Origin of the sequence: Nonomuraea sp. NPDC050733, assembly GCF_040654215.1 — a bacterium.
Classification (GTDB): domain Bacteria; phylum Actinomycetota; class Actinomycetes; order Streptosporangiales; family Streptosporangiaceae; genus Nonomuraea.
Genome location: NZ_JBFAHO010000063.1, coordinates 1 through 12,890, shown reverse-complemented (window position 1 = coordinate 12,890; position 12,890 = coordinate 1). Strand labels below are relative to the sequence as shown.

General features: G+C 74.6%; 15 protein-coding genes and 1 pseudogene. 11 read left to right on the top strand and 5 right to left on the bottom strand.

The features are described 5' to 3' along the window. Window positions 1-29 precede the first annotated feature (29 nt). Window positions 30-863, top strand: coding sequence for a helix-turn-helix transcriptional regulator (locus AB0H64_RS42845; protein ID WP_357637121.1), 834 nt, complete (start codon window positions 30-32; stop codon window positions 861-863). Window positions 864-937: 74 nt separating this feature from the next. Then, complete coding sequence (locus AB0H64_RS42840) at window positions 938-1,711, top strand: alpha/beta hydrolase (RefSeq protein ID WP_357637118.1); 774 nt, start codon at window positions 938-940, stop codon at window positions 1,709-1,711. Window positions 1,712-1,847: 136 nt separating this feature from the next. Here the strand turns inward: AB0H64_RS42840 and AB0H64_RS42835 are convergent, their stop codons facing one another. Continuing rightward, window positions 1,848-2,414: a GNAT family N-acetyltransferase gene (locus AB0H64_RS42835; RefSeq protein WP_357637116.1), complete on the bottom strand. Its 567-nt coding sequence runs from the start codon at window positions 2,412-2,414 to the stop codon at window positions 1,848-1,850. 419 nt (window positions 2,415-2,833) lie between these two features. Here AB0H64_RS42835 and AB0H64_RS42830 point away from each other — a divergent pair, with 419 nt between their 5' ends. From AB0H64_RS42830 to AB0H64_RS42795, 8 genes and pseudogenes are all read left to right on the top strand, one after another. Next, the gene (locus AB0H64_RS42830) at window positions 2,834-3,631 is read left to right on the top strand and encodes a hypothetical protein (protein ID WP_357637114.1); all 798 of its coding nucleotides are present in this window, start codon (window positions 2,834-2,836) and stop codon (window positions 3,629-3,631) included. A 540-nt stretch (window positions 3,632-4,171) separates the two neighbouring features. Beyond that, the gene (locus AB0H64_RS42825) at window positions 4,172-4,645 is read left to right on the top strand and encodes a hypothetical protein (protein ID WP_357637111.1); all 474 of its coding nucleotides are present in this window, start codon (window positions 4,172-4,174) and stop codon (window positions 4,643-4,645) included. A gap of 10 nt (window positions 4,646-4,655) precedes the next feature. After that, entirely contained in the window at window positions 4,656-5,171 is a 516-nt protein-coding gene (locus AB0H64_RS42820) for a DinB family protein (RefSeq protein WP_357637108.1), read from the top strand. A gap of 70 nt (window positions 5,172-5,241) precedes the next feature. Further along, on the top strand, window positions 5,242-5,931 hold the full coding sequence (locus AB0H64_RS42815; protein WP_357637106.1) for a helix-turn-helix domain-containing protein: 690 nt from the start codon (window positions 5,242-5,244) through the stop codon (window positions 5,929-5,931). Continuing rightward, the gene (locus AB0H64_RS42810) at window positions 5,919-6,212 is read left to right on the top strand and encodes a DUF6204 family protein (protein ID WP_357637103.1); all 294 of its coding nucleotides are present in this window, start codon (window positions 5,919-5,921) and stop codon (window positions 6,210-6,212) included. Before AB0H64_RS42815 ends, AB0H64_RS42810 begins: the two co-directional genes overlap by 13 nt. A 135-nt stretch (window positions 6,213-6,347) precedes the next feature. Next, entirely contained in the window at window positions 6,348-6,806 is a 459-nt protein-coding gene (locus AB0H64_RS42805; RefSeq protein WP_357637101.1) for a hypothetical protein, read from the top strand. 332 nt (window positions 6,807-7,138) lie between these two features. Continuing rightward, window positions 7,139-7,762 carry a TetR/AcrR family transcriptional regulator gene (locus tag AB0H64_RS42800; protein WP_357637098.1) on the top strand — a complete coding sequence of 208 codons (624 nt, stop codon included), beginning with the start codon at window positions 7,139-7,141 and terminating at the stop codon, window positions 7,760-7,762. A 68-nt stretch (window positions 7,763-7,830) separates the two neighbouring features. Further along, window positions 7,831-8,003 (top strand): annotated as a pseudogene (locus tag AB0H64_RS42795) (DUF4287 domain-containing protein); the annotation flags it as partial. Window positions 8,004-8,074: 71 nt separating this feature from the next. Here AB0H64_RS42795 and AB0H64_RS42790 read toward each other — a convergent pair. Then, complete coding sequence (locus AB0H64_RS42790) at window positions 8,075-8,809, bottom strand: hypothetical protein (protein ID WP_357637095.1); 735 nt, start codon at window positions 8,807-8,809, stop codon at window positions 8,075-8,077. Window positions 8,810-8,879: 70 nt separating this feature from the next. On the opposite strand from AB0H64_RS42790, the gene AB0H64_RS42785 reads away from it, so the two are divergent. Continuing rightward, complete coding sequence (locus AB0H64_RS42785; RefSeq protein WP_357637094.1) at window positions 8,880-9,734, top strand: LysR family transcriptional regulator; 855 nt, start codon at window positions 8,880-8,882, stop codon at window positions 9,732-9,734. A gap of 74 nt (window positions 9,735-9,808) precedes the next feature. Here AB0H64_RS42785 and AB0H64_RS42780 read toward each other — a convergent pair whose 3' ends face one another. The 3 genes from AB0H64_RS42780 to AB0H64_RS42770 form a co-directional block, all read right to left on the bottom strand. Beyond that, a complete protein-coding gene (locus AB0H64_RS42780) occupies window positions 9,809-11,242 on the bottom strand; it encodes a serine hydrolase domain-containing protein (RefSeq protein WP_357637092.1) in 1,434 nt (477 codons plus the stop codon). A 107-nt stretch (window positions 11,243-11,349) separates the two neighbouring features. Then, window positions 11,350-12,420 carry a PHB depolymerase family esterase gene (locus tag AB0H64_RS42775; RefSeq protein WP_357637090.1) on the bottom strand — a complete coding sequence of 357 codons (1,071 nt, stop codon included), beginning with the start codon at window positions 12,418-12,420 and terminating at the stop codon, window positions 11,350-11,352. A gap of 67 nt (window positions 12,421-12,487) precedes the next feature. After that, on the bottom strand, window positions 12,488-12,890 hold a 403-nt coding region (locus tag AB0H64_RS42770), incomplete at its 5' end, for a sulfite exporter TauE/SafE family protein (protein WP_357637089.1).

Below are 12,890 nucleotides of genomic sequence, written 5' to 3'. Positions count from 1 at the left end.
CGCGCGGCACGTTGCCTAGGCTGGGCGGCATGAGTACTGATCTGGGCGATTTCCTCCGTTCGCGACGGGCGCGCATCCAGCCGGAGGAGCTGGGACTGCAGGCCTTCGGGCGCCGCCGGGTGCCGGGGCTGCGCCGCGAGGAGGTCGCGCAGCTCGCGGGAGTGAGCGTCGACTACTACATCCGCCTGGAGCAGGGCCGGGGCCAGAGCGTGTCGGACGCGGTGCTCGACGCCGTCGCCCGGGTGCTGCGGCTGGACGAGGTGGAGCAGGCGCACCTGCGCGACCTGGCCCGGCCGCAGAAGCAGGAGGACCGTCCCCGTGGCGCCCGGCAGCGGGTGCGGCCCGGGGCGCGGCTCGTGGTGGACTCGGTGAGCGGGCCGGCGTTCCTGCTGGGCCGGTGCATGGACGTGCTGGCGTGGAACCCGATGGGCGACGCGGTGCTCGGCTTCTCCGGCCGTGGGGAGCGCACGCGCAACCAGGCGCGTGATGCGTTCCTCGACCCGGCGGCGCGCGAGTTCTACGTCGACTGGCCGGCGGTGGCCGCCGAGACCGTGGCGTACCTGCGGCTGGAGGCCGGGCGCCGGCCGCGCGACAGGCGGCTGGCCGAGCTGGTCGGCGAGCTGTCGCTGCGCAGCGAGGAGTTCCGCCGCCTGTGGGCCGACCACCAGGTCAAGGAGAAGACGTACGGGGTCAAGCGGATGCTGCATCCGGTGGTGGGCCGGCTCGACCTGGGGTACGAGACGCTGGCGCTGCCCGGCGACCCGGACCTGTTGCTGGTCGTCTACACCGCCGCGCCGGGATCGGAGGCCGCCGAGAAGCTCGCCGTGCTGGCGAGCTGGACGGCCGTCCCCTCCCTCGGCTGACCCCGCCCTCGGGCGGCCGCCTTCCCCGGACCCGGTACGGTGGCCCGCGAACTCCTGGAGGGAAGGGCGGCATCGTGAGTGAGCACCAGCTGTGGCCGGGCGAACCCATCGAGCGGATCACCGCGTTCCCGGTGAGCTCCGCGCGGCCGGCGCCGGCCGTCGTGGTGCTGCCGGGCGGCGGGTACGAGCACCTGGCCGGGCACGAGGGCGCGCCGGTGGCGCGGTGGCTGAACACGCTGGGGGTGGCCGCGTTCGTGCTCGCCTACCGGGTCGCGCCGCACCGTCATCCGCTGCCGCTGCTGGACGCCGCCCGGGCGGTGCGCTGGGTGCGCGCCCACGCGGCCGGCCACGGGGTGGACCCGGGGAGGGTCGGCGTGCTGGGCTTCTCGGCCGGCGGGCACCTGGCGGGGCTGCTGGCCACCGAGACGGGCCCGATGCTCGCGGAGGGCCCGCACGACGAGGTGGACGCGCAGGACGCCCGTCCCGGCCTGGCGGTGCTGTGCTACCCGGTCGTCACCCTGACCGGGCCCGCCGCCCACGCCGGGTCGGCCGCGAGCCTGCTCGGCCCCGGCGGCACCGGCGCGGACCTCGAGATTCTGTCGATCGAGCGGCGGGTGGGGCCGCACAGCCCGCCGATGTTCCTGTGGCACACCGCCGACGACGCCTCGGTGCCGCTGGACAACACCCTGCTCCTGGCCGGCGCGCTGGCCCGCCACCGCGTGCCGGTCGAGGCGCACGTGTACCCGCACGGCAAGCACGGCCTGGGACTGGCCGAGGACGACCCGGTGACCGGCGACTGGACCCGCCGGTGCGCCGCGTTCCTGCGGGCACGCGGCTGGAGCGGCTGACCGGACCTCAACGGCTTACGGGCGGTTCGTGGACGGCGGCTGGACGCGCCGGTGACTTGTGGGCGGGTGGCTTGTGGGCGGCGGCGCCGGCCGTCAGGGGCATGCGCGTCCCTGACGGCCGGCGCCGACCGGTCGATCAGCTGCCGGCCGGCGGCACGGCGCGGTAGCTCAGCACTTCGCCGTCCTCGGCGTTGCGCTCGGACGGGCCCTCCCACTGCTGGTAGCCCGCCTTCTCCAGCACCCGGATCGAGGGCGGGTTGGACGGCTCCACGTGGGCGTGGACGGTGTGGACGCCCGGCGCGGTGAAGGCGAACGCGGTCAGGGCCCGCACGGCCTCGGGCGCGTAGCCCCGCCCGCGCCGCGACTCCACGATCCCGTACCCGATCTCGACGAGGCCGTCGGCCGGCGGCCAGAACAGGCCGAGCGAGCCGACGACCAGGCCGCTGTCGCGCTCGACGATCTGACGGTGACCGTGGGCGCCGAGCCACGCCGGGTTGGCGTCGAACAGACCGGCGATCACCTGGTCACCCTCGGCGGGGAAGTCCCCGGCCCAGTGGTCGAGCCGGACGCCCTGCCGGACGGCGTCGGCCTCGGCGGGAGTCCACGCCCGCAGGATCAGGCGGTCGGTGGTCAGGTCGGCGACGGCCCCGGAAGGGTCGCCGAGGGTGTTCGCGGGCGCGTTGTCGGAGGTGAAGGAAGACATGTGACACTCCTGGTCGTTGGTGACGACCGGCCCGCGCTCTAGACGCGCGGGGCCGGGATGAAGGCATGCTGACGAGGGCCTGCGACGGCCATATTCATCAACCTCCCTCACTCCGGTGATCACGCGTTCCTCGCGCCGCGGCGACGCTAACAGCTCGCCTCGACACGCGCAAACCGGCTGCCCGTGGGCGTTCCCGGAGCTCACCGACGCCGTCGCCATCGCGCCCTCCAGGCCCGTGACGGCGCCGGCCGCGGCCGGCCGGAGGCGCGACGCGCGGGTCAAAGGCCACGCAAAGCTACGGACCGTAGCCACAACGTCACTCATATGATCCTTACGTGGCCGACCCGGTGAATCACGAGCAGGACACTGACAGACCTCCGTCGGCGTTCCGGCGGGCGACGCCGGTACCGCCTTTCCCGGTGTACGAGCCGGAGCCGCCGGGCGGCGTGGACCGGGTGACGGTCGCGGCGCTGGCGGTCACGGTCGTCTCCGTGGCGCTGGGGGCATGGCTGGGGCTGTGCCCTCCCGGGGCGGGCACGCCGCAGGCGCAGGCGCGGGGCTCCAGTGCCGCCGCGCAGGCGAAGGGGTCCGGCGGCACGGCCGCGCCCGCGACGCCCGCCGTACCACCGACGTCTTCGGCGCATGCTCCTTCGGCGGGCTCGCCGGCAGGGCGGGAGGCCGCGCCGACCGGCCGGAAGGGGACCTCGGCCGGGCCGCGCACGCCCATGGGCCGCCGGGGGGCCAGGCGGCATCAGCGCGCGCACCGCTCCGCCCATGACCGTCCCCCCGGCGACCGGAGTTCCGGCCGGGCGCGCGATGACCGGCGTCTCGATGAGGACCTCGCCCGGGTTCTCGGCAACGACCGGCCCGCCGGCCGGGGCGAGGATCGCGCGGATCGGCGCGCCCCCTCCCGGGAGCGGACCTCCCCGGCCGGACGTGTGGTGACGCCCTCTCCGCGGCGGCAGCCGTCGCCGGCCCCCCGGCCACGCCGGACGGGCGGGGCCGCCGGGGACCGCGACCTCCACGCCCGTGGCGGCACCGGCCGCCGGCGCACCCCCGGAGCGGCGACCGGGCGCCCCTCCACTCCGGGCTTGCCCGTACGGCTGGACGGCGCCGAGGAGCAGGAGGCGCGGCGGTGGTGCGACGAGAACATGAGCTGGGACGGTTTCCTGTGGCAGTCCTGCCACACCTATGTCGACCTCGGAACGACAAAGTGATCACAATTCGTCATTGCACGACTACACAGAGTGAAGAATGGCTTCGGAAGGCCGGCGCGACACGCCGGACGACGCGACGAGAATGACGCGGTCATTCGCCGGGAATCGCCGGTGAGGAATTCTCGTGAACGCGTCCGGTGAATGCCCCGCCGCCCACTCCGCCCGTATATGGCGTTGTCGCGCCCGGCCCGGCCCCGTCTGCGTTCCGGGATTCGGGTGGGCGGCGTCCGGTCATGCTCCGCTTCGCGGCGTTCACCCCGGTTGATCACCGGAATAAATGCCGCGATGTCCAGCAAATCTCCAGGTCGGCTGCATGGATGGCGACATGACGCCGAAGGATGGCCGTTTCCCTGCGAAAAGCGTCCGCATGATCCCCCGTCAATCGTCCGGGAATGGGAGAGGAATTCACGGCCGGTCGCGCGTTGTCGCCGTCCGTCGCCGGTATTTCCGGAATAAGGGCCGATCCGGGTTCGTGGCGGGTGACAGGAAGGGATGCCAGACTCGGTCGAGGGAAAAGCTGAACGCCGGGAGGGCAGCTTTATGGCCACATCCACCGTGCCCGCACAGGGACCATCCGTACAGCGATCATCCGCGCAGGAGCCGACCGCGCGACAGGGCCGCGGCAGGTTCGCCGCGCGCCGGGGCCGGGGAGGCGTCCCGGCCGGGGGACGGCGGCGCGAGGAACGGTCGCCGGGGGAGCAGGCCGCGCTGTGGGCGGTGGTGTTCGTCGGCGTGCTGGTCACGTACGTGACGTTCGTGGTGGTGCTGCTGCCGCAGGGCTACAGCCTGTGGGTGGTGCTCGGCGTGGCCACCACGACGTGCGTGGTGGCCGCGCAGGTGACGCGGACCGTGACGCTGGCGCTGGCCGGTGAGGAGGTGGCCGGGGCGGCGGGGCACCGCTCGCTGCTGGGCCGGGCGCTGGCCGCCTGGATCCGCGAGGCCGTCGCCGAGGAGCAGCCCGAGCCCGGCCACCGGGCGGAAAACGCGGTGCGCGAGCCAGGGCGGCCCAACTAGCCTCCCGTCCATGAATTCCCCAGAACGCCTGCGCCCGCCCTTCGTCGCCGATGAGCGGACCCAGCTCGTGGGCTGGCTCGACATGCAGCGCGCGATCGTCCACTGGAAGTGCGAGGGCCTGTCGGAACAGGACGCCCACCGGCCGGTGCTGCCGGGCTCGCCGCTGATGACCATGGCCGGCGTCGTGTCGCACCTGCGCTGGGTGGAGTACACCTGGTTCGAGGTGCTGTTCCTGGGCAAGGCCGCGCAGGGGCCGCCGTTCGACGAGACGGTCGAGGACGCCGACATGCGGGTGGAGGGCGTTCCGCTGGAGCGGCTGCTGGAGGAGTACGCGCACCAGTGCGCCGTCTCCAACGAGATCGTCGCCGCGCACGGCCTGGAGGAGGTGGGCCGGCATCCCGACTTCCGGTCGGCGGCGGCGACCTTGCGCTGGATGCTGATCCACATGGTGGAGGAGACGGGCCGCCACGCCGGGCATCTCGACGTGATCCGGGAGCTGCTGGACGGCAGCACCGGCTACTACTAGCCGACAAAACTGCAACACACTCCAAAATTGGTTTGGAATTGATGCTTGGGGTCCGTTACGCTCTCTGGGCATGGCAGAGGGTCTGCGGGAACGCAAGAAGCGGCAGACGCGGCAGCGCATCTCCGAGGTGGCCACCGCTCTGTTCGTGGAGCGCGGGTTCGACCAGGTGACGATGGCCGAGGTGGCGGAGGCGGCCGAGGTGTCGGTCAACACCGTCTACAACTACTTCGGCGCCAAGGAGGACCTGGTCCTGCCGCCGGAGGAGGCCTCGCCGCAGCGGCTGGCCGACATGGTGCGAGCCCGCCCGCCGGGTCAGCCGGCCGTACGGGCCGTGCTGGAGCACCTGCGTGAGGAGGTGCGCCGGCGTGAGCGGCGGCTGGGGCTGACGGCGGGCTTCGGCCGCGTGCTGGAGATGATGCGGGCCGCGCCCACCCTGACGGCGCGCCTGGAGGATCTGGGCCGCCAGATGACCGACGAGCTGGCGGCGTGCCTGGCGGAGGAGACGGGGGCCGCGCCGGACGATCCGCTGCCGCGCGTGGTGGCCTGGCAGGTGGGCTGCCTGCACGCGCAGGTGTTCGCCGAGATCGGCGGGCGTACCGCCGCGGGAGAGGATCCCGACGACATCGCGCGGGCCGTGCTGCGACTGCTCGACGCGGCCGAAGAAATGCTGGGCGAGCGGATGCTCGGCTATGCCGTACGACACGGTGATGCTGCACGACGCGGCGATGCCGCAGGAGAGGACGAAGCATGTTCAGGGTGACGATCTCCGGTGTGTTCGACGGGCTGGACGAGGCGGGCCAGGCCGCGGTGCGGGCGGTGGGCGGGGCCGCGTTCACCGAGGTGGGCTCGTTCACCTTCGACGAGAGCCTGTCGGCGTTCACCTTCCGCTGCCAGGTTCCCGCTGGAGAGGGCGACGGCGAGGCGGAGGCGACGCGCGGGGCGCTGGCGGCGCTGGACGCGCACGGCCACGCCTACCGGGTGCTGCGCACGGCCGTGACCGACATGCGCGACATCAAGATCCGCCGCCGCCGTCCCGCCTGACAGGCCGTCCGATGCCGCGCGCGGCGCCTGCCACCGGCGCCGCTCCTGCCCGTCGGGCCCCTGCTTGCGTCCCTCCGCCCGGCACCCTCGGTGATCGTTAGAGTGGTGAGCCGTCCCCGTCCTGGAGAAGCCGTCATGACCACCCCTGAGCATCACCCGACCTGGCGCGACGCTCGCTACGACATGCCGCTCAGCCGGCAGCTGGAGCGCTACGACACGCTGGCCGCCAAGCACGCGTCGGCTCGCGCCCGCGCGGAGCTGGAGGCCCGGGGTAGCTATGACCCCGCCCGGCATGGCGCCGAGGACCGGCCCGCGCTCACCGTGGCCGAGCACCTCGAGCTGCTGGCGCTGGCCGAGAGCATCGCGCGCACCGTACGCCATCCCGCCAACGTGCACCACGCGCTGCTGGCGGGCGTCACCTGGGCCGAGATCGCCCGCGTCGTCGACTCCGACGAGACCACCGTCCGCCGGGAGTACCAGCGGTGGGCCGACGACCAGCACGACCTCCACCAGCACGACCCTCGCCTCGGCATGACCGCCGACGAGTACGCCGCCGCGACCGCCAGAGCGACCGAAGGCGCCGCCGACGCCTGAACCCGCGTTTCCTCACCCCCCGAGCCGTGGAGTGGCGGGGGGCCGGCTGCGGCGGCGCACGAAACCGGTCGCTTCCACTCCTCAGGGTGATTGAGCTTCCAGGGGCTTGAGGCGTGCTCTCGGGTCAGCCCTGCTGTTTCCAGATGCGCGCGGGCACGTCGAGCTGCGCCGGGTTGGAGAGATCGATCACCGCGTCGAGCACCGCGTCGATCACCGCGGAGGTTGCCGCGTCGGTCGCCGCGTGCCGGCCGAGCGGCGCCTGCTCGACGGTGCGCGGCGATCGGATACGATGCGGAGGGTCACCCCGTTTACGTTAGCGCGCCGGAGACGACATGCCCGCCACCATGCCTGACGACGGCCGCAGGCCGGCGCCGCCCGCCCGGCGCAGGCGCGCCGACGCCCGCCGCAACCACGACCGCATCCTGGCCGCGGCCGCCTCGGCCGTCGCCGAGCGCGGCGCCGAGGCGTCCCTGGAGGAGATCGCGCGCCGCGCCGGCGTCGGCTCGGCGACCCTGCACCGGCACTTCCCCTCCCGGCAGCGGTTGCTGGAGGCACTCTTCCGCGACAAGGTCGACACCCTGTGCGCCGCCGCCCGTGACCTGGCCGGCGGCCCCGACCCGGGACAGGCCCTGGTCACCTGGCTGCACGCCGTCGCCACGCACGTCGTCACCAACCGCGGCCTGGCCGCCTCACTGCTGCACGGCGCCCAGGACGGGGCCCAGGACGGCGATCCCGTCCTCGGCGCCACCTGCCACACCATGATCGTGGACGCCGGTCAGGAGTTGCTGACCCGCGCCCGCCAAGCCGGCGCCGTCCGCGCCGACGTCTCCATCACCGAGCTGCTCAGGCTGGTCAACGCCATCTGTCTGACCGTCGAGGACGAACCCGACGGCGCCGTTCAGGCCGACCGGCTGCTCGCCCTCGTCCTCGGCGGCGTACGCCTGACCCCGGCGTGAGGCGCGACCGGCGTGAGGCACGCGGGCCAGGGCACCCGTCCGCTCCTCCGGCGAACGCCGATGGGACACTGGGCCGAAACGGAGAGAACACGTCGTTCCAGGCCTATCTGGACACCATCGAGGACAAGACCGGGTGACCCCGCGTCAGTTCATCGCCCTGGCGAAGGAACGCGGCTTCGACGACCCCTCCACCAAGGCGGGCACGATCATCGAGTGGCTCAAGCAGGACTACGACCTCGGCCCCTGACCCGCCCCTGACCCGCCCCTGACCCGCCCCTGACCCGCACGGCCCCTGATCCGTGCCGCCACGGGCTACCGCCGCGGGGCGGCCAGGGAGGCGGAGCGGGCCGCGACGGCCGCCGCGAACGCGGAGATCACCGGGTGCGGGCGCCGCCCGTCGCCGGCCAGCTCCGGCTGGAACAGCGTGGCCAGGAAGAACGGATGCCCGGGCAGCTCGGCGACCCGCACCATCCCGTTCCGCTCGTCCGCGCCCTGGTCGTCGTCGGCGGCGTGGCCGGAGAAGACCAGCCCGTGCTCGCTCAGGATGCGCTCGTAGCGCTCGCTGAGCCCGTAGGAGCAGCTGTAGGCCTCGACGGTCGTGGACGCGCCCATGATCTGCTCGATCAGCGAGCCCGGCGCCAGCCGCACCACGCCCTCGTGCCCGGCCAGCGAGCACCGCAGCGGCATGAGCAGCAGGTCCTCCTCGTCGGCGGCGGGGGTGTTCTCGGCGTGGGCCACCCGCAGCCCGCACACGTCGCGCGCGTATTCCAGCAGCATGTGCTGGAACCCGCCGCACGTCCCCAGGAAGGGGATGCCGTGCTCGCGGGCGGTGCGCGCCGCGCCGACGGCTCCCTCCTCACTGAGGTACGGGCTGCCGGGCACGACCCAGATGCCGTCGAAGGCCTCCAGGTCACGGGCGTCGGGCGTGGGGATCCAGTAGGCGTCGAGCGCGATGCCGTCGCGTTCGCGCAGCGCCTCCAGCAGCAGCGGGATGCGGGTGTGGGCGCGGACACCGGGGGAGCGATCACCGACCAGGGCGATTCTCATGCCCTCATCGTGGCCCGCCAACCTGCTCCAGCGCCAACGATGATGTCTGCACCTGCTATAAGCATCACTGATGGACCCTCATCTGTTGCGCACGTTCGTGGCCGTGGCCGAGGCCGGCTCGTTCTCGGCCGCCGCCGAGCGCCTCGGCTACACCCAGTCCGCCGTCTCCCAGCAGATCGCCGCGCTGGAGGCGGATCTGGGGCTGCCGTTGTTGCGGCGCCGCCCGGTCGAGCCGACCGAGGCGGGCGCGCGGCTGCTGGAGCACGCCGGCCCGCTGCTGCTGCGCCTGCGCGCGGCCCGTGCCGACGTGCTGCGCACCGCCGCGCTGCCCGCCCACCGGCTCACCGTGGCCGTGGCGCCGCTGGCCCTCAACCCGGTGCTGGCCGCGCGGCTGGCGCGGGCCCGCGCCGAGCAGCCGCGCCTGCGGGTGCGGCTGCGCACGGTGGGCCGCGAGGAGGTGGCGGCGCAGGTCGCGGCGGGCGAGGCGGATCTGGGACTCACCGACGGCATCACCGCCCCCAACGACCCGCTGCGCCTGCCGGAGGCGGGCCCCTTGACCACGGTCGGGGTGTCGGAAGAGGAGCTGGTGGTGGCGCTGCCGCCCGGTCATCCGCTGGCGGGCCGGGCGGGGCTGCGGCTGGCGGACCTGATCGACGCCCGCTGGCTGGCCACGCCGTTGTGCCCGCTGCGTCGGCTGCGGGATCTGGTGGGCGACGGTTTCCGGGCCGGGCTGGACTACCGGGGCGACGACGTGCAGACGGTGCGCAACCTGGTGGCCGCCGGGCACGGTCTGACGCTGTTGCCGGCCTCGGCGGGGCCGGGCGTGCCGCTGGCGGCCCCCAGGCTGGTGCACCGGGTGGAGCTGCTGCATCCGGCCCTGCCGCCGGGCCCGGCGGCCCGCCTGGCGGCGGCCCTGTCCCCTTGAGGCTCCCTTGGCTCCCCTGAAGGCTTCCGGGACCATCGAGGGTTTCGGGACGATTGAGGTCCCGGGACGGCAGGTCAGCCGGAGGTGTGCCAGCCGTCCACGCCGCCCGGCACGGGCGCGTGCGGGTCGTAGGGCAGGCGGGTGAAGACGAAGGTGTTGATGTCGAGGTGGTCGGGCGCGGCCCGCAGCGTCTCACCCGCGTAGTAGCCCTCCAGCCCCACCCATGTGCCGTCCTCGCGCGGCGCGAACCGTGAGGCCCTGCCGGGCCCGTTCATCGGCGCCAGCGACAGCATCCGTCCCGGCAGCAGCCGCAGCACGTACGGGGACGGCCCCCAGTGCCACACCCCGGTCAGCGCCAGCAGCTCCGGCTCGGCGGGGCAGGCACGCCATTCCCGCGGCAGTCGCGGCTCGTGCTCGGCCAGGATGTCGAGCAGGTCCAGCGGCAGTGACCGGCTCACGCCCGAGGTGACGTTGGCCAGGTACAGCACGCCGACCTGCTCGGCCGGGTCGGCCCACACCGTGGCCAGGAACCCGGGCATCGACCCGGTGTGCCCGGCCAGGCGCCGCCCGGCGTGCCGGGTCAGCTGCAGGCCCAGGCCGTAACCGCTGCTCCAGGCGTCGCCGTCGTCGACGGTGGCCGGCTCGCGCATCTCCGCCAGCGTGCCGGGCGCCAGCACGCCGCCGGTGTCGCCGGCCACGAACGCCGCCCATCTGGCCAGGTCGGCGGCCGACGACCACAGCTGCCCGGCCGGCCCCATCGCCCCGGCGTCGTGCTCAGGCTCACGCAGCAGCACGTCGGCGTACGGGTGGACGGCGTAGCCGGTGGCGTGCGGCGGCCTCGGCCGGGCGGTGGTGGCGTCCATGCCCAGCGGCGTCAGGATCTCCTCCTGCACGGCTCGCAGCCACGGGACGCCGCGCAGCCGGGCGACCAGCTCGCCCAGCAGCGCGTAGCCGACGTTGCTGTAGTGGTAGCGGCGGCCGGGCCGGTGCTTGAGGTCGCCGGCGGACAGCCGGCCCAGCAGCGCCTGCGGCTGCAGGCCGGGGGTGCGCTCCCACCAGGCGGTGGGCGGCTCGGCGCTCAGCCCGCCGGTGTGCGACAGCAGCTGCGCGATCGTCACCTCGCCGATCGGCGCCTCGGGCACGTGCTTGCCGACGGGGTCGAGCAGGTCCAGGCGGCCCTCGTCGCGCAGCCGCATGACGGCCACGGCCACCAGCGACTTGGTGATCGACCCCAGCCGGTACTGGGTCGCGTCGGTGGGCGGCGAACCCTCGCCCCCGCCGTCGCTCTCGTGGTGGATGCGGCCGCGCGCCCCGAACCAGGCCGTCCGCCCGTCACGCACGATGGCCGCCACGATCGACGGCACCCGGCCGCGGGACTGGTCCTCGGCGAGGCGGCGCAGCAACGCCCGCCCAGCCGACGGTCCGACCGCCGAGCCGGCCGCCTCCTGTCCGGAGCCGGTGTGGTCGTCCGCCGGGGGATGGGCCGAAGAGCCGAGCGTGTCGTCCATGACCGCCCACCCTACCGGCCGGTCCGCCGCTCAGAAGGGGATCAGCTCGGGCCCGGTCAGCTCCCCCCGGCGCGGCCCGGCGCGGCCCTGCCGGGGGCGGGGCGGGGTCAACGCGGTGGAGCGGCGTCGAAGACGTCCAGGATGACCTTGGTGGCGTCCAGCTCCCGGCTGGTCGAGCCGAGCCGCCGCACCGCGATCGGCCCCGGCCAGGTGTGACCGGCGCCACGCAGCGTGTACAGCCGTACGGACGCGCCGTCGTGGCAGCCCGTCCAGCGGCGCAGCCGCACCTGCGGCGCCGGCGCGGAGACGCCGTCGCCGGTGCAGCCCAGCGCCCGCGCCCATCCCTTCGCGCTGTCCTGCACCGGGGGCAGCACCACCAGCCGCGCCAGGCCGCGCCGCTCGGAGGAGTTCTGGAACGGGTGGCCGCCCTCGTAGGGGACGATCTGGTCGGCGGTGCCGTGGAAGGCCAGCACGGTCAGGGGCGCGGGACGCTCGCACGGCGGCACGATGCTCAGCCCGGCCACCGCCGCGACCCCGGCCAGCCGGCCGTCCATGGCGCAGGCCAGCGCGGCGGACATGCCGGCGCCGAACGACATCCCGGCCGCGAACACCCGGCGCCGGTCCACGCACGCCCCCTGCTCCACCCGCTCCAGCAGCGCCGTCAGGAAGCCGGTGTCGTCGGGTCCGTAGGCGTGCGGCAGGGTCCAGCCGACCCGCCCCTCGGCGGTCTGCGGGGTGATGACGAGGTAGCCGCGCTTGGCCCCCTCGCTGGGCAGGCGGCTGTAGGCGGCCTGCCGGGCGGCGTCGGAGCCCAGGCCGTGCAGGTCGAAAAGGACGGGGTGGGGGCCGCGCCCGCGCGGCAGCGCCAGCAGGTAGACGCGCCGCAGCCCGCCGAAGTCGATGGTGTTGCGGCCCTGACGCAGCGCGGGCCCGCCGCCCGCGCACCCGCCGCCGGCCGTCGCACGCACCGCGGGGGAGGCGGCGGCCGACAACGACGGCGAGGACGACGGGGTGGGGGAGGTGCGCGAGGGGGAGGGCGACGCGGACGGACCGTCACCGCCGCCCGAACACCCCGCCGCCAGCAGCGCCCCGCACAGCAGCGCCCCGCACAGCAGCACGCCGCCGAGCCGCCGCACGCGGCCGGCCCGCGAGCGCCGCCTGCCAGGATCCGCCCCCATGACACCCCCCTCCTGATGATCCTGCCACCCCGGCCCCACGCCACGCGTGCGGGCGGCCAGGCAACGCTCAGCCGTTCGCCTCGATCCACAGCCGGACCGCCAGGACGAGCCCGACCAGGGCCGCCAGCCGGCGCAGCACAGCGGCCGGCAGGCGCCGGGCGACACGCGGGCCGAGGGTGGCGCCGGCGAACATGCCCGCCCCCAGCGGCACGACGGCCGCCCACTCCACGGCGCCGAAGACGGTGAACGCGACGGCCGAGACGAGCGCGGACGCGCCGATCAGCATGTTCTTCAGGGCGTTGGCGGTGGGCAGCCGCGGCTCGGCGGTGATCAGCAGCAGGGCGAGGATCATGACGCCGGACCCGGCGCCGAAGTAGCCGTTGTAGACCGACATCACCAGCAGCCCGGCGGGCAGCGCCGCGGCGCCCGCACCCGGCCGGCTGCCGGAGCGCCGGCCGCCGGAGCGGCGC

Coding starts and splice junctions, on each gene's coding strand:
- AB0H64_RS42820 (WP_357637108.1), top strand. CDS start 4,656: ATGAATTCCCCAGAACGCCTGCGCCCGCCCTTCGTCGCCGATGAGCGG.
- AB0H64_RS42800 (WP_357637098.1), top strand. CDS start 7,139: ATGCCCGCCACCATGCCTGACGACGGCCGCAGGCCGGCGCCGCCCGCC.
- AB0H64_RS42810 (WP_357637103.1), top strand. CDS start 5,919: ATGTTCAGGGTGACGATCTCCGGTGTGTTCGACGGGCTGGACGAGGCG.
- AB0H64_RS42780 (WP_357637092.1), bottom strand. CDS start 11,242: ATGGACGACACGCTCGGCTCTTCGGCCCATCCCCCGGCGGACGACCAC.
- AB0H64_RS42785 (WP_357637094.1), top strand. CDS start 8,880: ATGGACCCTCATCTGTTGCGCACGTTCGTGGCCGTGGCCGAGGCCGGC.
- AB0H64_RS42815 (WP_357637106.1), top strand. CDS start 5,242: ATGGCAGAGGGTCTGCGGGAACGCAAGAAGCGGCAGACGCGGCAGCGC.
- AB0H64_RS42845 (WP_357637121.1), top strand. CDS start 30: ATGAGTACTGATCTGGGCGATTTCCTCCGTTCGCGACGGGCGCGCATC.
- AB0H64_RS42825 (WP_357637111.1), top strand. CDS start 4,172: ATGGCCACATCCACCGTGCCCGCACAGGGACCATCCGTACAGCGATCA.
- AB0H64_RS42805 (WP_357637101.1), top strand. CDS start 6,348: ATGACCACCCCTGAGCATCACCCGACCTGGCGCGACGCTCGCTACGAC.
- AB0H64_RS42775 (WP_357637090.1), bottom strand. CDS start 12,420: ATGGGGGCGGATCCTGGCAGGCGGCGCTCGCGGGCCGGCCGCGTGCGG.
- AB0H64_RS42790 (WP_357637095.1), bottom strand. CDS start 8,809: ATGAGAATCGCCCTGGTCGGTGATCGCTCCCCCGGTGTCCGCGCCCAC.
- AB0H64_RS42835 (WP_357637116.1), bottom strand. CDS start 2,414: ATGTCTTCCTTCACCTCCGACAACGCGCCCGCGAACACCCTCGGCGAC.